General features: G+C 66.6%; 20 protein-coding genes and 1 tRNA gene. 17 read left to right on the top strand and 4 right to left on the bottom strand.

Annotated elements, in window-relative coordinates; all coding sequences use genetic code 11:
* The first annotated feature begins 25 nt into the window (after positions 1-25).
* The 10 genes from KYE46_RS04945 (at position 26) to KYE46_RS04990 (ending at position 11,943) form a co-directional block, all read left to right on the top strand.
* Positions 26-1,615 carry an ABC transporter substrate-binding protein gene (locus KYE46_RS04945; protein ID WP_219003884.1) on the top strand — a complete coding sequence of 530 codons (1,590 nt, stop codon included), beginning with the start codon at positions 26-28 and terminating at the stop codon, positions 1,613-1,615.
* Between the two features lie 79 nt (positions 1,616-1,694).
* Positions 1,695-2,798: a M24 family metallopeptidase gene (locus KYE46_RS04950; protein ID WP_219003886.1), complete on the top strand. Its 1,104-nt coding sequence runs from the start codon at positions 1,695-1,697 to the stop codon at positions 2,796-2,798.
* Between the two features lie 96 nt (positions 2,799-2,894).
* Complete coding sequence (locus KYE46_RS04955; RefSeq protein ID WP_219003888.1) at positions 2,895-3,857, top strand: nucleoside hydrolase; 963 nt, start codon at positions 2,895-2,897, stop codon at positions 3,855-3,857.
* Complete coding sequence (locus KYE46_RS04960) at positions 3,857-5,728, top strand: adenine deaminase (RefSeq protein ID WP_219003889.1); 1,872 nt, start codon at positions 3,857-3,859, stop codon at positions 5,726-5,728. Before KYE46_RS04955 ends, KYE46_RS04960 begins: the two co-directional genes overlap by 1 nt.
* 163 nt (positions 5,729-5,891) lie before the next feature.
* Positions 5,892-6,929: an ABC transporter substrate-binding protein gene (locus KYE46_RS04965; protein WP_219003891.1), complete on the top strand. Its 1,038-nt coding sequence runs from the start codon at positions 5,892-5,894 to the stop codon at positions 6,927-6,929.
* Positions 6,930-7,004: 75 nt separating this feature from the next.
* Complete coding sequence (locus tag KYE46_RS04970; RefSeq protein ID WP_219003892.1) at positions 7,005-7,829, top strand: ABC transporter permease; 825 nt, start codon at positions 7,005-7,007, stop codon at positions 7,827-7,829.
* A 1-nt stretch (position 7,830) separates the two neighbouring features.
* Positions 7,831-8,619, top strand: a complete 789-nt coding sequence (locus KYE46_RS04975; RefSeq protein ID WP_219003893.1) for an ABC transporter permease — start codon at positions 7,831-7,833, stop codon at positions 8,617-8,619.
* Positions 8,620-8,634: 15 nt separating this feature from the next.
* The gene (locus KYE46_RS04980; RefSeq protein ID WP_219003894.1) at positions 8,635-9,696 is read left to right on the top strand and encodes an ABC transporter ATP-binding protein; all 1,062 of its coding nucleotides are present in this window, start codon (positions 8,635-8,637) and stop codon (positions 9,694-9,696) included.
* Positions 9,693-11,030 carry an amidohydrolase family protein gene (locus KYE46_RS04985; RefSeq protein WP_219003895.1) on the top strand — a complete coding sequence of 446 codons (1,338 nt, stop codon included), beginning with the start codon at positions 9,693-9,695 and terminating at the stop codon, positions 11,028-11,030. Before KYE46_RS04980 ends, KYE46_RS04985 begins: the two co-directional genes overlap by 4 nt.
* Position 11,031: 1 nt before the next feature.
* A complete protein-coding gene (locus tag KYE46_RS04990) occupies positions 11,032-11,943 on the top strand; it encodes a nucleoside hydrolase (protein WP_219003896.1) in 912 nt (303 codons plus the stop codon).
* Here the strand turns inward: KYE46_RS04990 and KYE46_RS04995 are convergent.
* Positions 11,940-13,115, bottom strand: coding sequence for a M20 aminoacylase family protein (locus tag KYE46_RS04995; protein WP_219003897.1), 1,176 nt, complete (start codon positions 13,113-13,115; stop codon positions 11,940-11,942). The genes KYE46_RS04990 and KYE46_RS04995 overlap by 4 nt on opposite strands.
* A gap of 74 nt (positions 13,116-13,189) precedes the next feature.
* Between KYE46_RS04995 and KYE46_RS05000 the strand changes: the two genes are divergently transcribed.
* The 7 genes from KYE46_RS05000 (at position 13,190) to trpB (ending at position 17,559) form a co-directional block, all read left to right on the top strand.
* Positions 13,190-13,879: a phosphoribosyltransferase gene (locus KYE46_RS05000; protein ID WP_219003898.1), complete on the top strand. Its 690-nt coding sequence runs from the start codon at positions 13,190-13,192 to the stop codon at positions 13,877-13,879.
* Between the two features lie 127 nt (positions 13,880-14,006).
* The gene (locus KYE46_RS05005; protein WP_219003899.1) at positions 14,007-14,468 is read left to right on the top strand and encodes a GNAT family N-acetyltransferase; all 462 of its coding nucleotides are present in this window, start codon (positions 14,007-14,009) and stop codon (positions 14,466-14,468) included.
* 83 nt (positions 14,469-14,551) lie between these two features.
* Positions 14,552-14,628: transfer RNA gene (locus KYE46_RS05010), tRNA-Arg, on the top strand.
* Positions 14,629-14,867: 239 nt separating this feature from the next.
* Positions 14,868-15,155 carry an integration host factor subunit beta gene (ihfB, locus tag KYE46_RS05015; protein ID WP_219003901.1) on the top strand — a complete coding sequence of 96 codons (288 nt, stop codon included), beginning with the start codon at positions 14,868-14,870 and terminating at the stop codon, positions 15,153-15,155.
* 60 nt (positions 15,156-15,215) lie between these two features.
* A complete protein-coding gene (locus KYE46_RS05020; RefSeq protein ID WP_219003903.1) occupies positions 15,216-15,566 on the top strand; it encodes a LapA family protein in 351 nt (116 codons plus the stop codon).
* 4 nt (positions 15,567-15,570) lie between these two features.
* On the top strand, positions 15,571-16,215 hold the full coding sequence (locus tag KYE46_RS05025; protein ID WP_219003905.1) for a phosphoribosylanthranilate isomerase: 645 nt from the start codon (positions 15,571-15,573) through the stop codon (positions 16,213-16,215).
* A 114-nt stretch (positions 16,216-16,329) separates the two neighbouring features.
* On the top strand, positions 16,330-17,559 hold the full coding sequence (gene trpB / locus KYE46_RS05030) for a tryptophan synthase subunit beta (protein WP_219003907.1): 1,230 nt from the start codon (positions 16,330-16,332) through the stop codon (positions 17,557-17,559).
* Positions 17,560-17,695: 136 nt separating this feature from the next.
* On the opposite strand, the gene KYE46_RS05035 is transcribed toward trpB, so the two are convergent.
* The 3 genes from KYE46_RS05035 to pth all read right to left on the bottom strand — a co-directional run bounded on the left by KYE46_RS05035 (position 17,696) and on the right by pth (position 19,879).
* Positions 17,696-18,076 carry a DUF2237 family protein gene (locus KYE46_RS05035; protein ID WP_219003909.1) on the bottom strand — a complete coding sequence of 127 codons (381 nt, stop codon included), beginning with the start codon at positions 18,074-18,076 and terminating at the stop codon, positions 17,696-17,698.
* Between the two features lie 82 nt (positions 18,077-18,158).
* A complete protein-coding gene (locus KYE46_RS05040; RefSeq protein ID WP_219003911.1) occupies positions 18,159-19,175 on the bottom strand; it encodes a DUF2332 domain-containing protein in 1,017 nt (338 codons plus the stop codon).
* A complete protein-coding gene (gene pth / locus KYE46_RS05045) occupies positions 19,172-19,879 on the bottom strand; it encodes an aminoacyl-tRNA hydrolase (protein ID WP_219003914.1) in 708 nt (235 codons plus the stop codon). Before pth ends, KYE46_RS05040 begins: the two co-directional genes overlap by 4 nt.
* Positions 19,880-19,898 lie beyond the last annotated feature (19 nt).

A 19,898-nucleotide genomic window follows, 5' to 3' on the forward strand; every position in this document is an offset into this window, starting at 1 on the left:
TGAAACCAGCACGGAGATTGACCCCATGAGACTGCTGAAACCCGCCCTTCTGTCGGCGATGCTGGCCCTGCCGCTGGCCACGCCCGCGGCGCTTGCCGATACGCCGCCCGATATCCTCGTCGTGGCCCAGAACATCGACGACATCGTCGCGATCGACCCGGCCCAGGCCTACGAGTTCACCTCGGGCGAGCTGGTCACCAACACCTACGACCGCCTCGTGCAATACGATGCCGAGGACACCACGGTTCTGGCCCCCGGTCTCGCCGAGTCCTGGGAGATCGACGCCGAAGCCAAGACCATCGTCTTCACCCTGCGTGACGGCGTGACTTTCCACTCCGGCAACCCGCTGCGCGGCGAGGATGTCGTGGGCTCCTTCGCCCGCGTCGTGCAACTGAACCTGACGCCGGCCTTCATCCTCACGCAGCTCGGCTGGACGCCCGAGAACGTCGAGGAAATGGTCACCGCCGAGGGCAACACCGTCACGGTGCGCTACGACGGCGACTTCTCTCCTGCCTTCGTGATGAACGTCCTGGCCGCGCGCCCGGCCTCCATCGTCGACATGGAAACCGTCATGGCCAACGAGGTCGACGGCGACATGGGCAACGAATGGCTGAACGCCAACACCGCCGGCACCGGCCCGTTCTCTCTCAACACCTTCCGCGCGGCCGAGCTGATCCGCATGGATGCCAACCCCGACTACTTCAACGGCGCCCCTGCCATCGACGGTGTCATCATCCGTCACGTGGCCGAAAGCGCCACGCAGCAGCTGTTGCTGGAAGCCGGTGACGTGGACATCGCCCGCAACCTGACGCCGGACCAGATCGCCGCGCTCGACGGGGAGTCGCTGCAGATCGACACCTTCCCGCAGGCCGCCGTCCATTTCCTGTCGTTCAACCAGAACGTCGAGAGCCTGACCGATCCGGCCGTCTGGGAAGCCGCGCGCTACCTCGTGGATTACGAGGGCATGACCAACTCGATCATCGCCGGCCAGATGGAAGTCCATCAGGCGTTCTGGCCCGAAGGTTTCCCCGGCGCGCTGACCGACACGCCCTACAGCTACGACCCCGAGCGGGCTGCGCAGATCCTCGAGGATGCGGGCGTCGAACTGCCGATCACCGTCACCCTCGACGTGATCAACTCGGCTCCCTTCACCGACATGGCGCAATCGCTGCAGGCCTCCTTCGCGGAAGCGGGCATCGAGTTCGAGATCCTGCCCGGCACCGGCAGCCAGGTGATCACGCGCTACCGCGATCGCAGCCACGAGGCGATGCTGCTCTACTGGGGCCCCGACTTCATGGACCCCCACTCCAACGCCAAGGCCTTCGCATACAACTCCGACAACCGTCAGGAAACCTACACCGCCACGACAACCTGGCGGAACTCCTGGGCGGTTCCGGAAGAGCTGAACGAGATGACCCGCGCAGCCCTGACCGAAGCCGATCCGGCCGCCCGCGAAGAGATGTATCTCGAGCTGCAGCGCCGGGTGCAGGAGAACTCGCCCATCGTGATCATGTTCCAGGCCTCCTACCAGGTCGGCATGGCGGCGAACGTCTCGGGCTACGTCAACGGCGCGACCTCGGACTTCGTGTTCTACCGCCTCGTCGACAAGAGCTGATCCAACTTCAACAATGTCGCCGGCCCTCGCGTGGGGCCGGCGATTTTCATTTCCAATTCTACGTCCGGAAAGCACCTTCATGGATATTTACAAAGACCGCCTCGCCCGCCTGCGCGACCGTATGACCGAAACCGGCACGGACCTCGTCGCGCTCGGCCCCACCAGCCACATGACATGGCTGTCCGGCGCGGATCCCCATGGTGATGAGCGTCCCGTGATGCTGCTGGTGAGCCAGAAGCACGCCGCTTTCCTGATGCCCGCCCTCAACGCCAACGCCGTGCGGCAGGTGACAGACCTGCCGTTCGAGACATGGTCCGACGAAGAAGGCCCCGCCGCCGCGCTCGACCGCCTGCTGGATGCCTGCGGCGCGACCGCAGCGGGCCAGAGCGTCGCCATCGACGAGGCCATGCGCGCCGATTTCGCACTGCTCCTGCTCGACGCGATGGACAGCCCCAAGCGCGGGTTCTCCACCGACACCCTCGGCCATCTGCGCGCCATGAAGGATGCCGCCGAGGTCGATGCCCTGCGTGCCTGCGCCCATCTCAACGATGCCGCCGTGACGCTGGCCTTCGACAGCCTGCGCGCCGGCATGTCCGAGCGCGACGTGCAGACGATCATCCACGATTACTACAAGGCCCACGGCGCCAAGCCCGAGTTCACCATCATCGGATTCGGCGAAAACGGCGCCTTCCCCCATCACCACACCGGCGACAGCGTGCTAGAGGACAACATGGCCGTGCTGATCGACACCGGCTGCCGCTACAAGGGCTACCCGAGCGACATGACCCGCTGCGGCTGGTTTGGCGATGCCCCCACGGACGAGTTCCGGAAGGTCACGCAAGTCGTGGAGGAAGCCGTGCAGGCCGCCATGGATGTCGTGCGCCCCGGCGTGCTGGCACGCGAGATCGACGCCGCCGCGCGTGGCGTGATCGAGGCGGCAGGCTATGGTGAATACTTCGTCCACCGCACCGGCCACGGCCTCGGCATCGACGTGCACGAGCCGCCCTACATCACCGCCACCTCCGAGACCGAGATGCTCGCCGGCAATGTCTTCTCGATCGAGCCGGGGATCTACCTGCCCGGCCAGTTCGGCGTGCGGCTGGAGGATATCGTGCTGGCCACGGCGGTGGGCCCCGATGTCCTCTCCTCCCTGCCGCGCACGATCTGGACGCCTGAGGGCTGAGCCACCGCCGCTGGTGCGGCGCGAAAGATTGTGAAATTAACGGATCGGGCCCGGACACAGGGCCCGATCTTTCCAAGGCTCAAGACGGGGACCCCCATGCAGCGCAGGCTCATCCTAGACACCGACGGCGGCGTGGACGACGCGCAGGCCCTTCTGATGCTGATCGCAGCGGGCCGGACGCCGGACGTGATCCTCACGGTTTTCGGCAACGTCGGGTTGGAGCAGGCAACGCGCAATATCCTCACGGTGCTCTCTGCTGCGGGGCAGGGGGATGTGCCAGTCCACCTCGGGGCCGACCGGCCGCTGATCCAGCCCTACGTCGATGCCACCGAGATCCACGGCGCGGACGGCCTCGGTGGCGCGCCGCGACCCGCTGAAATCCCGGAACCCGTGAGCCGTGATGGCGTCGGCCTCCTGATCGAAGAGCTGCGTCAGGCCGCGCGGGCAGGCGACAAGGTCGACCTGCTGATGATCGGGCCTCTCACCAACCTCGCCCTCGCCCTGCGCGTGGCGCCCGACTGCGTCGAGGGGATCGGCCAGCTCACCATCATGGGCGGCTCGATCCACGGGCGCGGCAACGTGACCCCGGCGGCGGAATTCAACATCTATTCCGACCCCGAGGCCGCCGCCATCGTCTTCGCCGCCGAGATCGAGACGCTTCTGGTCCCGTGGGAGGTCTGCACCGACCACCGCATCAGCGGCGAGACGGTCGACCAAATGCTGGCCGACGCGCCCGAGACGGCGACGAAACCTTTCTCCGCCGCGCTGGTGAAACACGCGCGCGCGGTCAGCCAAGGCTACACCGGCAAGGATTACTTCCGCTTCGTCGACCCGCTCGCCGCCGCCTGCGTGATCGACCCGTCCCTCGCGACCAAGACACTTTCGGCCTCGGTCGACGTGGCGCTCGCCCCCGGCATCACCCGTGGCATGACCGTGGTCGACCCCTCGGGCCGCCTTGGAACGCCGAAGATCACCCTGCTGGAAGAGGCCGACACGGACCGCGTCGCGGCGATCTATGAGGCGTCGATATCCTGCAAGGCCCCGGAGGGCGCGGCGTGATGACGGAGCAGGACCACCCCGCCGATGCCCTGATCAGCGCCGCCGACGAGGTGAAGATCCGCCAGCGCCTCGTGCGCGTGGCCCTCGGGCAGGAGCCCGCCGACACGCGGCTGCGGGTGGGGCGGCTGCTGGACGTCCACTCGCGCATGTGGCTCGACGATCAGGAGATCGTCATGGTCGGCCGCCGCATCGCCCATGCGGGCCCGGCAGGCAGCTACGCGGGCACGGTGACGCGCGAGGTGCATGAGCCCGACCTGATGGCGGTGCCGGGCTTCGGCGAGGTGCACAAGCACATCGAATCCTCCCACGTCACGCCGGAATGGGAGGCCGCGCTGGTCCTGCCCCACGGCAACACCTGGACCTGCGAGGCGAGCCACGAGTTCTCCAACGTCAACGGCCCGCGCAACCTCGAGTTCTGGTTCAAGGCACGGCTGGAGGGCAGCCCGCAGAAGATCTTCCCGCTGCCCGGCTCCGCCGTGCCGCCCACCGCCTACGAGTGGGGCGGGGGGCATTTCGGCTACGACGAGCAGCGCGACTTCATGGCCGAGCACCTGATGGTTGCGGGCCTTGACGAGGTGATGGATTGGCCGGCTGTCTGGAACCCGGAAAACCCCTCCTACAATCGGCTCTGGGGCATGATCGAGGCGACCTTTGAGAAGCGCGGCGTGGTCGAGGGCCATGCCGCCGGCATCCGGGAACTGCCCACGATCAACGCCTTCGCTGCCGCTGGCCTCGCCTCCGACCACGAGGCCTGGACCACGGAAGAGGTGCTCGACAAGCTGCGCCGGGGCCTCTTCATGGAGCTGCGCCCCCATTCGCTGCCCGAGATGGTCGCGGGCCTCTTGGAGGCCGGGCTGACCGATTGGAGCCAATTTGCCCTGACCACCGACGACCGCTCCTGTTCCGACACGCTGAAGATGGGTGCTACCGATCACAACGTGCGCCTCGCCATCGAGGCGGGCCTCGTGCCCGAAATCGCGATCCAGATGGTCACCATCAACCCCGCACGCCACATGCGCCTGACGCCCTGGGTCGGCTCCATTGCGCCCGGCCGCTTCGCGGACGTGGTGCTGCTGGATGATCTGCAAAGCCTCTCCATCGCCAAGGTCTGGGCCGATGGCGATCTGGTGGCGGAGGGCGGCGCCTACGTGAAGCCGGTGCCGAAGATCGACTGGCCGGACTGGGCCACGCAGACGGTGAACATCGCGCGTGAGATGACGGCAGAAGATTTCGCCATCGCGGCGGCAGAGGGCCGGCAGACCATGCAGGCGGCGCTGCTGCGCCCCTTCCACTGGGACGACGACTTCATCGAGATGGAGCTGCCCGTCGCGGATGGCCTCGTTCAGCGCGACGCGGAGCGGAACGTCACGAAGTTCGCCATCGTCGACCGCTTCTCGGGCGAGGGGAAGACCTCGGCCATGTTCTGGCTCGGCACCGGGCCGCGCTCGCCCGAGACGGCGCTGGCCTGCTCGATGGGACACGACAAGCACAACATCTGGGTCGTCGGTTCCTCCGATGCGGCGATGGCGCAGGCGGTCAACGCGCTGCGCGAAACCCAGGGCGGGTGGGCGCTCGTGCGCGAGGGCGAACTGGTCGCCACCGTGCGCTATGAAGTCGGCGGGTTGATGACCTGCCGCGCGCCCGAGGAGCTCGATGCCGAGATGCAGAACCTCTACGCCGAGGGCGAGAAGATCGACTGGATGTACGAGCCGACGTTCAGCCCGCGCTGGTTCCCCGGCTTCCCCGAACGCCTCGCCTTCGCGACGCTCACCTGCGCGCCGTGGCGGTGGGTGCTGGTGGCGCCGTCCGACCGCGCACCCGACGGATTCGTGAATGTTTCGACCGGCCAGACACATCCTGTCGTCTGGTAGTCTGCAAGAAAGATAATTGAATGAAATTCAGGCACTTGAAGGAACGAGAAGGGCGAGCACAACGCGATGACCTTGCGTCCGTTAACCCTGCCCAATACGCTTCTCAAATGTCTGTTACTGGCAGAGCGCTACTGGAGGCGCTCCAATTCACGGGGATCACAAAATGAAAAAACTGAACATTTCGCGCATCGCGGCGGTATCCTCCGCGGCGCTTCTGGCGGCATCGCCCGCACTGGCGCAGGACCGCACCTTCACGGTGTCGTGGTGGGGCTTCAACGGCGACGCGCTGCAAGAGATCATCATCGAGCCGTTCCAGGAGATGTGCGACTGCGAGGTCATCTTCGAGACCGGCAACAACTCCGACCGCCTGAGCCGCCTGCAGTTGCGCGGTGGCGAAGGGGTGGACGTGATCTACCTGACCGACCGCTTCTCGCAGCTCGGCATCGAGCTTGGCCTGTTCCAGCCGATCGACCGCGCGCAGGTGCCCAACATCGACGAGCTCTATGACCTCGCACAGGCCCCGCAGGGCGAATACGGCCCGGCCTATTCCATCGGTCGCGTCGGCATCGTCTACAACGCCGACGAGGTGGAATCGCCGATCACGTCCTGGGATGACCTGTGGCGTGAGGACCTTCAGGGCTCCATCTCGCTGCCGGGCATCACCACCACGGCAGGCCCCATGGTCGTGCTGCGCGCCGGCGCCCGCGCCGGGGTCGACGCCTACGAGGACCCGGACGCGGCCTTCGCCGAAGTGGCCGAGCTGCAGCCCAACGTGCTGACCAACTACAACACCGGCTCCGAGATGATTAACCTCTTCTCCACCGGCGAGATCACCGTCTCCATGGCGCAGGACTTCGCGCTCGGTCGCCTGCAGGCCGCCGTGCCCTCCGTCGTCTGGGCCGATCTCGAGGATGGCGCCATCGCCACGCTCAACACAATCAACATCCCCACCGGGTCCGAGAACGTCGAGCTGGCACACCAGTTTCTCAACTTCGTGCTCTCCGAAGAGATCCAGCACACGCTGGCCGTGCGTGGCGTCGATGCGCCGGTGAACGCGGGCGTCGATCTGACCGAGGAAGAGGCCGCCCCGTGGACCTACGGAGATGAGATGATCTCCAGCCTGAACCGCATCGACTACGTGCCGCTCAACGCGAACCTCGATGAGTGGATCAACCGCTGGAACGAGATCTTCGGCATGTAAGCCGACCCTTTCACCAACACCCGGGGCGGGCGACCGCCCCGGGGTTTTTGCTGCCTTCACCCGGAAGACCCTCCCATGAAAACCCTCGCAGGCTGGATCCTGTCGTCCCCCGCGACCCTCGCGGTGTCGCTGTTCCTGATCATCCCGGTTGCCGCCACGATCTCGGTTACCTTCACCGCGCCCGGCGGCACCTTCGCGCCCTACGTGGATTTCTTCTCCTCCGGCTTCCAGCGCACCGTGCTGTGGCGCACCTTCGAGATCGCGGCGATCACCACGGTGATCTCCCTGATCCTCGGGCTGCTGACGGCCTATGTCGTCTCGCGCAGCGCGCCGTGGATGAAGTCGGTGCTGATCGTGCTGGCGGTCTTCCCGCTTCTGACCGGCGTGGTCGTGCGCTCCTTCGCATGGCTGATCATCCTCGGCCGCAACGGGGTGCTGAACAACAGCCTCGAATGGCTCGGCGTGATCGAGCGGCCGTTGTCGCTGCTCTACACCCAGACCTCGGTGGTGCTGGCGCTGATCTACATCTTCATTCCGCTGATGATCCTCGTGCTGATCGGCGTGCTCGAGAACATCCCCGACGATCTTTTGCAGGCCTCCGCATCGCTCGGCGCCTCGCCGACCCGGACCTTCGTGCAGGTGGTCCTGCCGCTGGCCACGCCGGGGCTGATCGTGGGGGCCGTGCTGGTCTTCACCGCCAGCTTCACCTCCTACGCGACGCCGCACCTGCTTGGCGGGACCCGGCAGATGACCATGGGCACCTTCCTGCACCAGCGCGCGATGACTTCCTTCGACTGGACCAGCGCCTCGACCGTGGCGGCGATCATGGTGGTGGTGATCGTCACCACCGTGCTCGTGATGACGCGGCTGGCCAAGCGCCTCAACCCGATGGCCTCCTGACATGACAAACCGCATCCACCCGCTGCTGATCCTGATGACCATTCTGGTCTACATCTTCCTGCTCGGCCCGCTGATCATCATCTTTGGGGCCTCGGTCTCGGACACCACCTTCCTCGCCTTCCCGCCCCAGGGGCTGACGCTGCACTGGTTCGAGAACATCTGGGAGATTTCGGCCTTCCGCCGCACCATCGTCACCTCCCTGCAGGTGGCCTTCCTCGGCACCTTCTTCGCGCTACTGATCGGCATTCCCGCGGCCTACGCGCTGAACCGGCACCGCATTCACCTGCCGGGCTGGCTCTCGACGCTCTTCGTGCTGCCGATCCTCGTGCCCGAGATCGTCATCGGCTTCTCGCTGCTGCGCTCGGTCAACGTGGGCCTCGGCGCGCCGGTCTTTGCTACCCTGCTGATCGGCCACACGCTGCTGGTACTGCCCTACGTGGTCCGGGTGATCTCGGCCTCGCTGGCGTCGTTCGACTTCTCCATCGAGGAGGCGGCGATCTCGCTTGGCAGCCATCCGGTGAAGTCCTTCTTCACCATCGTGTTGCCGAACATCCGGTCCGGCGTGATCGCGGCCTTCATCCTGGCTTTCATCACCTCCATCAACGACGTGTCGGTGTCCCTGTTCCTGACCGGGCCGGGCATCTCCACGCTTCCGATCCAGATCCTCGCCCATGTCGAGCAGTTCTTCGACCCGACGGTCGCCTCCGTCTCGGTCCTGCTCATGGGTCTGACCATCATCGTCATGGTTATCGTCGAGCGCACGCTCGGCCTGACCATCGTGGCGAAATAGAAGGCACTTGCATCAATGACACTGCCCCTTTCCATTGACCAGATCACGGCGCACTACGGCAAGACCAAGGTGCTGGAGGACCTGTCGCTTCACGTTGGCGACGGTGAGCTCGTCTCGCTTTTGGGTGCCTCGGGTTGCGGCAAGACCACGACCCTGCGGCTTGTTGCCGGGTTCATGCAGCCCACCAGCGGCGCGATCCGCCTGGGCGAGACTGACCTGACGAAGTTGCCTGCCCATGGCCGGGACATCGGTCTCGTGTTCCAGAGCTACGCCTTGTTCCCGCATCTGTCGGTGATGCAGAACGTGGCCTTCGGCCTGAAACAGCGCCGGCTGCCCTCCTCCGAGCAGCGCACCCGTGCCATGCAGATGCTCGACCGCGTGGGCCTCTCGCACCTCGCCGATCGCCTGCCCGGAGAGCTCTCCGGTGGCCAGAAGCAGCGCGTGGCGCTTGCCCGCGCGCTGGTTATCGAGCCGCCGCTCCTGATGTTCGACGAGCCGCTCTCCAACCTCGACGCCAAGCTGCGCGTCGACATGCGGGTGGAGATCCGCGAGCTGCAGCGTGCCAACGGCACCACCGCGCTCTACGTGACCCACGACCAGGAAGAGGCCTTCTCGATCTCCGACCGCGTTGCGATCATGAACCAGGGCCGGATCATGCAGCTCGACACGCCCGAGACGCTCTACCAGCGCCCGGCCAACAGTTTCGTCGCCCGTTTCGTGGGGTTTGAGAACCTGATCGACCTGAAGGTGACGGCCCGCGACGGCGACAGGGTCACTGCCGTCGCCGAGGATGGCGCCACGCTGACCCTTTCGCAGGAACGCATGGGTGCGATCCCCGATGCCTTCATCCTCGCCACCCGGCCCGATGGTCTGACCGTCACCGACGACGAGGGTGCCGAGGGCCTGCCCGCCACGCTCGGCCTGCGCACCTACCTCGGCCGCGCCTACCAGTACCAGTGCCAGACCGGCAGCGGGCAACTGCTCGCCAACAGCTCGCTGGCCACGCCCTTCGAGCCGGGTGCCAAGGTGACGCTGGTGCCGAACCCGGACCAATGCGCGATCCTGCAGCCGGAATGAAGACCCTCCTGACCAACGCCTGGATCATCGCGGTGGACGCCGCGATGACCGAATACCAACGGGGCTGGCTGCTGGTCGAGGACGGCACCATCGCCGCCATGGGAGAGGGTGCTGCGCCCGAAGCGCCGGGGGCCGAGGTCCGCGACATGGGCGGGGACATCGTCATGCCGGGCATGGTGAACCCCCATTGCCACATGGCCATGTCGCTGTTCCGGGGCCTTGGCGAAGACGTCGACGACCGCCTGTTCCGATACATGCTGCCGCTGGAGCGCAAGTTCGTTTCGCCCGAAATGGTACGCGCGGGCTCCACCCTGTCGGCGTTGGAGATGATCATGGGCGGCGTCACCTGCGTCGCCGACATGTACTACCACGAGACCGAAGTGGCCGACGTCCTCCACCACTCGGGCATGCGCGGCGTCGTGGGCCAGACCCTTGCCGATTTCGACCCGCCCGATCATGCGAGCTTCGATGAAGGCTTCGCCCTCTGCGACGCGCTGGTGGCCCATTGCGAAGGCCTGCCGCGCGTCACTGCCTCCATCGCGCCCCACGCGCCCTATTCCACCGGCCGCGCTGTGCTGGAACGTGTCGTCGACTGGCACGAAGCAAACCCTGAAACGGTGATCCAGATCCATCTGGCCGAGACCGAACCGGAAGCCGCCTGGGCCGCCGAGACCCACGGCATGAGCACGACGGCCGTCTGCGACGCGGCGGGGCTCCTGAAGCCCGGCACCGTGGCGGCCCATTGCCTGCTGGTCGATGACGCCGATATCGAGACGCTGACCCGCACTGGCACCGGCGTCGCCCACAACGCGCGCTCCAACGGCAAGGCGGGGCGCGGCATGGCGCGGGTCGAGGACATGCGCCGCGCCGGTATCCCGGTGGGCATCGCCACCGACGGCCCGATGAGCGGCAATACCCTAGATCTCTTCTCGCAGTTCGGCGTCGTTTCGATCTTCGCCAAGGTTCTCGGCCATTCCCGCAAGCCGCTGCCCACCCGCGAGGTGATCCGCATGGCGACCGTGGAAGGCGCGCGGGTGCTCGGACTGGATGCCGTGACCGGCTCGCTCGAAGTCGGCAAGCGCGCGGACCTGATCCGCGTTGATATCTCGGCGCCCCGTATGCAGCCGATCTACGATCCCTATTCGGTGCTCGTCTTCGCCACCAAGCCCGACGATGTGCGCGATGTCATGGTCGACGGTCGCTGGCTGATGCGCGACCGCGCGGTGGAAACGCTGGAGCAGGCCAAGGTGCTGGCCGATGCCAACGAGGTCGCCGGCCAGTTCCGCGCCGAGATCGCCGCCATCGACGCCGCCCGCGCGGCGGCGGAGGGTTGAGATGACCGCGCCCCTGCCGATCCTGATCGACACCGATCCGGGCCTCGACGATGCCGTGGCGATCCTGCACGCGCTCTCCTGCGGCGGCTTCCGTGTTGAGGCGATGAGCGCCGTGGCAGGCAACATCGGGATCGAGACCACCACCCGCAACATCGGCCGCCTGCTGGCCGCAATGGGGCAGGGAGGCATTCCCTATGCCGCCGGTGCGGCCGGTCCGCTGCAAGGCGCGTCCCTCAACGAAGTCGCGATCCACGGCGATGATGGTCTGGGCGGCGTGACCTTGCCCGAACCCCTGACGGCGCCCGATCCGCGGGGCGGGGTGGCGCTTCTGGCCGAGAGGCTCTCCGCCGCGCCTGATGGCACGTGCACCGTATTGGCGCTCGGCCCGCTCACAAATCTTGCGCTTCTGCGCCGCGAGGCACCCGACGCCTACGCCCGGATCGGGCGCATCATCGCCATGGGTGGCGCCATCGAGGAGCGGGGCAACGTCGGCCCCTTCGCTGAGTTCAACATCGCCTGCGATCCGCTGGCCGCCGCCGAGGTCTTAGCGGGCGAGGTGCCTGTCACGCTGATCCCGCTCGACGTGACGCGGCGCATACGGGCCACGGCGGAGGACCTCGACCGGCTCGCCGCTTTCGACACCCGTGCCGCCACCCTCTCGGCCGACCTGATCCGCGCCTATTTCCACGGCAACGCCGACCGCGCCTCGCGGCCCTTGCACGACCCCTGCGTGATGCTCATGGCCTTGCGGCCCGAACTGTTCGGGGTGGTGGAGATGCGGCTGGCTGTGGACCTCGATGGTGACCATCCCGGTCGCCTGACCCGCTCGGAAACCGGCGCGCCGGTCTCCGCGGCGATGGAGATCGACGCCCCCGCCGCGCTCGACGCGCTCTGGCAGGGGCTCGGCGCCTAGGCGGACAATTCCATCTCGACCAGTTTCGACCAGAAGGCCACGCCGGGCGTGATCGCGGCGTCGTTGAAGTCGTAGCCGGTGTTGTGGTGCAGCGCCCCGTCGCGGGCCGGACCGTTGCCCAACCAGACGAAGCACCCCGGCACCTCCTGCGAGAAGAAGGAGAAGTCGTCGCCCGCGGTGGACGGCGGAAACTCCGTGCGGACGCGGCGCTCGCCGAGTGCCGTCTGCGCCGCGGCCAAAGCGCGGGACGTGGCCTCGGCGTCGTTCACCACCGGCGGGATGCGGCGGATGAAGTTGTAGCGCGCGCTCACCCCGAAGGCCTGCGCGATGCCATGGGCCAGCGTGCCGATCTTGGCCTCCAACTGGTCGCGGACCTCGGGCGTATAGGCGCGCGCGGTGCCGGCGATGCGCACGTCGTTGGGGATCACGTTGAGCGCCTTGAAATCCCCCGCCTCCAGCGCGCAGGCGCTGACGACCGCAGGTTGCAGCGGGTCGACGACACGCGCCACGATGGAATGGATCGAGGACAGGAACTGCCCTGCCGCCGTGATCGGGTCACGGCCGAGGTGCGGCTTGGCGCCGTGAGTGCCGACGCCGGTGAAGGTCACGTCCCAACTGTCTGACGAGGCCAGCTGCGGGCCGGAGACCACGGCCATCTCGTCGGGGTCCAGCCCGGGCATGTTGTGCAGCCCGTAGACACGGTCGACGGGGAAGCGCTCGAAAAAGCCGTCCTCGATCATCGCGCGCGCCCCGCCGCGGCCCTCCTCGGCGGGCTGGAAGATGAAATGCACCGTCCCCGAGAAATTTCGCGTCGCCGCCAGGTGCCGCGCGGCGCCGAGCAGCATGGTGGTATGCCCGTCGTGGCCGCAGGCGTGCATCTTGCCCGGCACGGTGGATTTGTAGGGCGGGTTGCCCGTCTCGGGCATGGCCAGCGCGTCCATGTCGGCGCGCAGCGCGATGCGCCCGGTGCCATTGCCTACGGTGAGCGTTCCGACGACGCCGGTCTTGCCAAGCCCGCGATGCACGGTGATGCCCGCCTCGGCCAGTTTGCCCGCGACGATCTCGGACGTGCGCTCCTCTTCGAAACCTAACTCCGGATGCGCATGGAGATCGTGGCGCAAGTCCACCAGCATCGCGTGTTCTTTTTCGTCGAGATCGAGGGGCGTAGACATGGCCTGCAAATCCTTTGTGTCCTATACGAGCGCCTGTCTGGCCCATCGTAGGGATCGATACAAGGAACCAACCCATGTCCCTGGAACCCCACGCATTCTGGCAGCGCTTGGACGCCCCCGGCACCTATGCGACCGCCCCCGGCACGACCTATGCCGGCGCCTATCCTGCGACGCTGCCCGACGGGCGCCAGATGCTCCTGCCGATCCGTGATCTGCCGGACGGCGGTGCCGTGGCCTCGCTGATCGTGAACCAGGCCTCTTTCGCGGTGGAGGATGCGCTGGCCGATGCAATGGCCGAGCAATGGCGCGGTGACGCGCCGGAGGTGGTGATCGGTGTGCCGACCCTCGGACTGCCGCTGGCCAACGCCCTTGCCCGGCGCCTCGGGCACAGCCGCATGGTGCCGCTCGGCACCTCGCGCAAGTTCTGGTACACCGACGCGCTGTCCGAGCCGATCAGCTCGATCACCTCGCCGGGGAAGGGCAAGACGATCTACCTCGACCCCCGTATGGTGCCGCTTCTGGAAGGACGCCGCGTTCTGCTGGTCGATGATGTGGTGAGCACGGGGACCTCCCTCGCGGCGGTTCTGAGGTTGCTGCGGAAAGCCGATATCGTGCCCTTCGGCATTGCAGTCGCGATGGAGCAGGGGACGCGCTGGCGCGCGGTCCTGCCGAACCCGGAACGCGTGCGCGGTGCGCTACGCTCGCCCCTCCTGCGCGAAACGGAAGCGGGCCATGTGGTGGCGGAGGAGGGCGGGTCGGCTTGATCTCACTTTTAGCCGATGTCTGTCCGGGTTTCCCGTGGCGCGATGGCTTGCCTGACGGCGAAACCTCGCCCTAAGCTCGCGGTCATCCACCCTGCGCTCACGGCCAAGAGGCAAGATGTATCGCAACATGCCCATAGAGACGGCCCCCTGCGCCCCTGACGACCCGATGCTGCGCCGGATCATCGCGCTGCATCAGGCCCATGGCGCGGAGGATTATCCGGACGAGAGCCAGCACAACATGGATGGCGACACGCTGGCCGCCGAGGGCGTGCGGATGTTCGTCGCAAAGGCCAACGGGCAGCCCTTCGCCATGGGGGGCTGGAAGCCTTTCGGCGCCTCGCTCGCCGAGATGAAATCGGTCCATGTTCTGGCGGAGGCGCGCGGCCTTGGGGTCGGCATGAAGATCGTCGCCGCCCTGATCGACGACGCGCGCGAGGCGGGCTGCACCCGGATGTACCTCGAAACCGGGGCTCTCGAGGCCCATGCCGCCGCCCGCAACCTCTACAAGCGCGCCGGGTTCACCCGCTGCGCGCCGTTCGGCGATTACCGCGACGACCCCAATTCGGCCTTCATGTGCCGCGATCTCTGAGAGGGTAAATCGCGGCGAGGCTCACATTTGTCGTCCGCGCCCTCTTTCCGGGCTCTTCCGGACCCGCTAAACCGCGCCCACGCGGGCCCATAGCTCAACTGGATAGAGCAGCCGACTTCTAATCGGCAGGTTGAGGGTTCGAGTCCTTCTGGGCCCGCCATCCGACTGCGGCATTCCTGGCCTCAGCGGCTTGCGAATCGGTTTTTGTGCGGAGGCCGCGGCGCGCCCTTGCAAGCCTCACCTGCCTTCTCACCCCGGCGAAATCCCGCTTGTAAACAGGCGTTTGGCGGTCTGAGGGCGCAGAAACGCCCGGCTTTGAAGTATTCATTAGGTCGTGTTGCAGTTATAGTGTTTGCTAGTCGGCACTGCCGCGCCACCTAAGATCCCGGGGGATGAGAGATGATACGTTCCGAGCTGATTCAGAAGCTTTCTGACGAAAACCCGCACCTCTATCAGCGCGACGTCGAACGGATCGTCAATTCGATTTTCGAGGAAGTCATCGATGCTCTTGCCTCGGGTGACCGAGTCGAGCTGCGCGGTTTCGGGGCGTTCTCGGTGAAGAAACGCGACGCCCGGATCGGCCGCAATCCCCGCACGGGCGAAAGTGTCTCGGTGGAAGAAAAGCATGTGCCTTTCTTCAAGGCGGGGAAACTGCTACGCGACAGGCTGAACGGTCAAGAAAGCTAGGCGTAACGGTCCTTGGGGGCCGTGGGGCCCGAGGGGGATGCTTTGAAAATTCTACGGTTTGTGAAACTCCTGTTTCTGGTGCTGGTCCTGCTGGCGCTGGTGTTCCTGTTTTTCGCCAACAACGACCCGGTCGTGCTGAACCTGATGCCCGATGCGCTGGCCAATGCCATGGGCATGCGGAACGAGTTCACGGTGCCGCTGTTTCTCGTGGTCGTGGGCGCGCTGCTGATCGGCATCGTGGTGGGCTATGTTCTGGAGTGGCTGCGCGAGCACCAGTATCGGGCGGAGGCCCGGGTGCATCGGCGCGAAGCAAGCCGGCTGCGGCAGGAAGTGGCCGCCGTGAAGGGCCGCGGGAGCGACGAGCAGGACGAGGTTCTGGCGATCCTCGAAGACTCCGAGACCGCGCGCTAAGCCTGTGCCTGACGTTTCGATCAAGTTCTGCGGCCTGAGCCGGGCGGAAGACGTGTCCGCGGCGGCGGAGGCGGGTGCGCGCTACGTGGGCTTCGTTTTTTTCGAGAAATCACCGCGCAACGTCTCGGTCGCCCAGGCGCGCGATCTGGCGCTGGAGGTGCCGATGGGCATCGCCAAGGTGGCCCTTGTGGTCAATCCGGACGACGCCACGCTGGACGAGATCGTCGCGCAGGTGCCGCTGGACATGCTGCAGCTTCACGGATCGGAGCCGCCCGGGCGCGTCGCCGAGATCCGCGCCCGCTATGGCTTGCCGGTGATGAAGGCGATCGGTGTGGCGGAGGCCTCGGATCTCGAGGCGATCGATCGTTATGCGCCGGTGGCCGATCAGCTGCTTATCGACACCAAGAAACCGAAGGATGCGGATCGGCCCGGAGGCAACGGCCTGACGTTTGACTGGCGCCTGCTGGCCGGGCGCAAGTATTGGACCGTCCCGTGGATGCTCGCAGGAGGGCTGACGCAGGACAACGTCGCGGAAGCGGTTCGGGTCACGGGGGCGCGTCAGGTCGATCTGAGTTCGGCCATCGAGAGCGCGCCGGGGGTCAAGGATGCGGCCCGGATGAAGGCTTTTGCCGCAGCGCTGCGGGACTGAGGGACGTCGCCGCGCTGCGCGCGTCGACCAACTGGGGGGCTTGCCCCCCAGACCCCCCAGGATATTTAAGGAACGAGGAAGGGCAGGGCGTGCCCGTGGTGTTGGAGACACGATATGCCGGACGATCTATTGAACAGCTTCATGACAGGCCCTGACGAGAAGGGTCGGTTTGGCGATTTTGGCGGGCGGTTCGTGTCGGAGACGCTGATGCCGTTGATCCTCGAACTGGAGGAGCAATACGAGCACGCGAAGACGGACGAGAGGTTCTGGGCGGAGATGAACGATCTCTGGACCCATTACGTGGGCCGGCCCTCGCCGCTTTATTTTGCCGAGCGTCTGACGGAGCGGTTGGGGGGTGCGAAGATCTACCTCAAGCGCGACGAGCTGAACCATACGGGCGCGCACAAGATCAACAACGTGTTGGGGCAGATCATTCTCGCGCGGCGGATGGGCAAGAACCGCATTATTGCCGAGACGGGCGCCGGGCAGCACGGGGTGGCGACGGCGACGGTCTGTGCGAAGTTCGGGTTGAAATGCGTCGTCTACATGGGTGCCACGGACGTGGAACGGCAGGCTCCCAATGTATTCCGGATGAAGCTTCTGGGCGCCGAAGTTGTGCCGGTGACGTCCGGGCGCGGGACCTTGAAGGACGCGATGAATGACGCGCTGCGCGACTGGGTGACCAATGTGCGCGATACTTTCTACTGCATCGGGACGGTGGCGGGGCCGCATCCTTATCCGGCGATGGTGCGGGATTTCCAGGCGATCATCGGCAAGGAAGCGAAAGAGCAGATGATGGCAGCCGAGGGGCGCTTGCCGGACACGCTGGTGGCCGCGATCGGTGGCGGATCGAACGCGATGGGGCTGTTCTTCCCGTTCCTCGACGACAAGGATGTGGATATCATCGGTGTCGAGGCCGGCGGTCACGGGGTCGATCAGAAGATGGAGCATTGCGCCTCGTTGACCGGGGGACGGCCCGGGGTGTTGCACGGGAACCGGACCTACCTGCTGCAGGATGAGGACGGGCAGATCCTGGAGGGGCATTCGATCAGCGCGGGGCTGGATTATCCCGGGATCGGGCCGGAGCATGCCTGGCTGCATGAGATCGGGCGGGCGCAATATGTCTCGATCACCGACAAGGAGGCGCTGGAGGCGTTCCAGCTGTCTTGCGAGACCGAGGGGATCATTCCGGCGCTGGAGCCGTCCCATGCGCTGGCCCATGTGGCCAAGATTGCACCCGATCTGCCGAAGGATCACCTGATCTGCATGAACATGTGCGGGCGGGGCGACAAGGATATCTTCACCGTGGCGCGCGCGCTGGGGTGGGAGATGGATGGGTTCTGATTTTTTGGGATGTGCAGGGTTGCTCACCTCATCCAAGCATCTGATTTAGAACAAAAATCCGTTTTTCTTTAGCCTTTTCTCGTCCCCCCAAGCGGGGTCGCGTTCGCGTGTGCGAGAGCGAACGTGAGCGCGACGGTCAGCTCTCCGCTGACACGGCGTGGGCTTCCAGCACCTCCAGGGGAATGATTTCGAGCGCGCGGCGGTGCGTGGCGTCGAGGTTGACCCGCGGGGCGGCGCCCTCTTCGGCGGCCTGCATCCAGCGGCTGGCGCAGAGGCACCAGCCGTCGCCCGGTTTCAGGCCCGCAAAGCCGAACTCGGGGCGCGGTGTCGAGAGGTCGTTGCCGACGTATTTGGAATAGGCGAGGAACTCTGCCGTCATCACGCAGCAGACGGTGTGCGAACCGCTATCCTCGGCGCAGGTGTCGCAGGCACCGTTGCGGAAATAGCCGGTCATCGGGTCTGTCGAGCAGGTTTTCAATGGCGTGCCGCGCACGTTCACGGAGGGCTCCGGTTGCATCGCTTTCCCCTTCTGTCTGGTCCCGTCTGACTGGACCTCTCACCACAGCTTGGCACGGGCGCGGGGCGGGCGACAAGGCGGCTCAGGCGGACCAGTCGATCCAGCGGCCGTGAAAGTCGACGCGGCCAAGATCGAGACGCAGATCACCGGGCCAGAGACGCAAGGTCAGGGCCGCACCACGGGCGCCGCCGTCGTCTTCCATCTGCACGAAGGCCAGCGGGCTTTGCGCGGTGGCGGCGCGGCCGGCCGCTTCGATGAGGGAAAGGCCCTCGCCCTGCTTCGCGGCGGGGAAATACTGCCAGGCAACCGTGGTGTAGATCATCCGGCAGTGGCCCGGCGATGGGGCAAGGCGCGGCTCCAGCCAGTCGATGGCATCGGCGCGGTCCACCGGGGGAGGGGGCAGGGCGAGGGCGGCCTCGGTCAGGGCAAGGCGCTCGGGCTGGTCGGGCCAGAGGTAGGCGCGCAGGCGGAGGGCGTCGCGTTGCGGATCGAGCGGGTTCAGGTCAACGCCGCGCCGGGACGCGATGCGGGGACGGGTGGCGGGCGGCAGGGGGCCATTCCACGTTGGCGTGAGGGTCAGCGCCGCATCCTCGGGGCCGAAGAAATGCGCGCCGATGCGCAGCGCGAAACGGTCGAAGTTGAGGTTCAGCCCGGCGCTCGCCCCCAGTTCCGAGAGCTCCAGCGGCAGGTCGTGATGCGCCGCGATGACATGGGCGGCCGCAATGAGGGCGCTGGCGCGGCGGACCTCGTTGGTTTGCGGCGGGCTGTCGATGAAGCGGTCGATGGCCTCGGCGTGGTTGGTGAGGGTCTGCGCCACGGCGTCCCAAAGCGCGTCGTCACTGGCATCGTGGGGCGGGTAGACCTCGGCCAGCGTGGGATCACCCGAGAGGCGCAGCGCATGGAGCGCGCCGCAGAGCCGCAGGGGCACGGATTGGCCGCGCGGGCCGACGTCGCCCGGCCAGTCGAAGAGGCGGTCGGTGAAGGGCGTGCCGGGGTGCAGGCGCGTGGCAAACAGGTTGCAGAGCTGCACCATGAAGGGCGAGCCGAGGATCGCACAGGCATGGGCGTGAAACGCGAAGGCGTCGCGCAGGCGGCTCATCCGCGGAACTTGTCGGCCAGCTTCTGCAGCGCGCTGCGGGCGTCGGGGGCGGGCGCGTCGGCTTCGGGTGGCGTAGCTGCGGCGGCCGGGGGCTGCGATTGCGGCTTGGCTTTGGGCGCGGTAGTGGAGGAGCGCGGCGGCGCCACGCGGAGCGCCACGGCGTTGAGGAACTTGCCGCTGTCGTCCTTCGCCAGCTGTGGCGCGCCGTCCGAGACGCCGCGCAGCACATCGTCGAGCCACTCCTGCTCGGCCTTGGCGAAATCGCTGAGGACGTAGCCCGGCACCCGGTCCTTGTGGCCGGGGTGGCCGACGCCCAGACGCACGCGGTCATAGTGCGGGCCGATGTGCTGATGGATCGAGCGCAGCCCGTTGTGGCCGGCGTGGCCGCCGCCCGCCTTGACCCGCACCTTGGCGGGGGCGAGGTCGATCTCGTCATGCCAGACGGTCACATCGGTGCTGTCGAGCTTGTAGAAGCGCATCGCCTCGCCCACGGATTGGCCGGAGAGGTTCATGAAGGTCTCGGGCTTGAGGAGCAGCACCTTTTCGCCGTCGAGAACGCCCTCGGTGATCTTGCCCTGGAACTTGGCGCGCCAGGGCGCGAAGCCGTGATCCTCGGCGATGCGATCCACGGCCATCCAGCCGATGTTGTGGCGGTTGCCCGCGTATTTCGCGCCCGGATTGCCCAGACCGACCCAAAGCTGCATGACTGGCCCCCTGTACTTG

Source organism: Gymnodinialimonas ceratoperidinii, assembly GCF_019297855.1.
Classification (GTDB): Bacteria; Pseudomonadota; Alphaproteobacteria; order Rhodobacterales; family Rhodobacteraceae; genus Gymnodinialimonas; species Gymnodinialimonas ceratoperidinii.

Coding starts and splice junctions, on each gene's coding strand:
- KYE46_RS04945 (WP_219003884.1), top strand. CDS start 26: ATGAGACTGCTGAAACCCGCCCTTCTGTCGGCGATGCTGGCCCTGCCG.
- KYE46_RS04950 (WP_219003886.1), top strand. CDS start 1,695: ATGGATATTTACAAAGACCGCCTCGCCCGCCTGCGCGACCGTATGACC.
- KYE46_RS04955 (WP_219003888.1), top strand. CDS start 2,895: ATGCAGCGCAGGCTCATCCTAGACACCGACGGCGGCGTGGACGACGCG.
- KYE46_RS04960 (WP_219003889.1), top strand. CDS start 3,857: ATGACGGAGCAGGACCACCCCGCCGATGCCCTGATCAGCGCCGCCGAC.
- KYE46_RS04965 (WP_219003891.1), top strand. CDS start 5,892: ATGAAAAAACTGAACATTTCGCGCATCGCGGCGGTATCCTCCGCGGCG.
- KYE46_RS04970 (WP_219003892.1), top strand. CDS start 7,005: ATGAAAACCCTCGCAGGCTGGATCCTGTCGTCCCCCGCGACCCTCGCG.
- KYE46_RS04975 (WP_219003893.1), top strand. CDS start 7,831: ATGACAAACCGCATCCACCCGCTGCTGATCCTGATGACCATTCTGGTC.
- KYE46_RS04980 (WP_219003894.1), top strand. CDS start 8,635: ATGACACTGCCCCTTTCCATTGACCAGATCACGGCGCACTACGGCAAG.
- KYE46_RS04985 (WP_219003895.1), top strand. CDS start 9,693: ATGAAGACCCTCCTGACCAACGCCTGGATCATCGCGGTGGACGCCGCG.
- KYE46_RS04990 (WP_219003896.1), top strand. CDS start 11,032: ATGACCGCGCCCCTGCCGATCCTGATCGACACCGATCCGGGCCTCGAC.
- KYE46_RS04995 (WP_219003897.1), bottom strand. CDS start 13,115: ATGTCTACGCCCCTCGATCTCGACGAAAAAGAACACGCGATGCTGGTG.
- KYE46_RS05000 (WP_219003898.1), top strand. CDS start 13,190: ATGTCCCTGGAACCCCACGCATTCTGGCAGCGCTTGGACGCCCCCGGC.
- KYE46_RS05005 (WP_219003899.1), top strand. CDS start 14,007: ATGCCCATAGAGACGGCCCCCTGCGCCCCTGACGACCCGATGCTGCGC.
- ihfB (WP_219003901.1), top strand. CDS start 14,868: ATGATACGTTCCGAGCTGATTCAGAAGCTTTCTGACGAAAACCCGCAC.
- trpB (WP_219003907.1), top strand. CDS start 16,330: ATGCCGGACGATCTATTGAACAGCTTCATGACAGGCCCTGACGAGAAG.
- KYE46_RS05035 (WP_219003909.1), bottom strand. CDS start 18,076: ATGCAACCGGAGCCCTCCGTGAACGTGCGCGGCACGCCATTGAAAACC.
- KYE46_RS05040 (WP_219003911.1), bottom strand. CDS start 19,175: ATGAGCCGCCTGCGCGACGCCTTCGCGTTTCACGCCCATGCCTGTGCG.
- pth (WP_219003914.1), bottom strand. CDS start 19,879: ATGCAGCTTTGGGTCGGTCTGGGCAATCCGGGCGCGAAATACGCGGGC.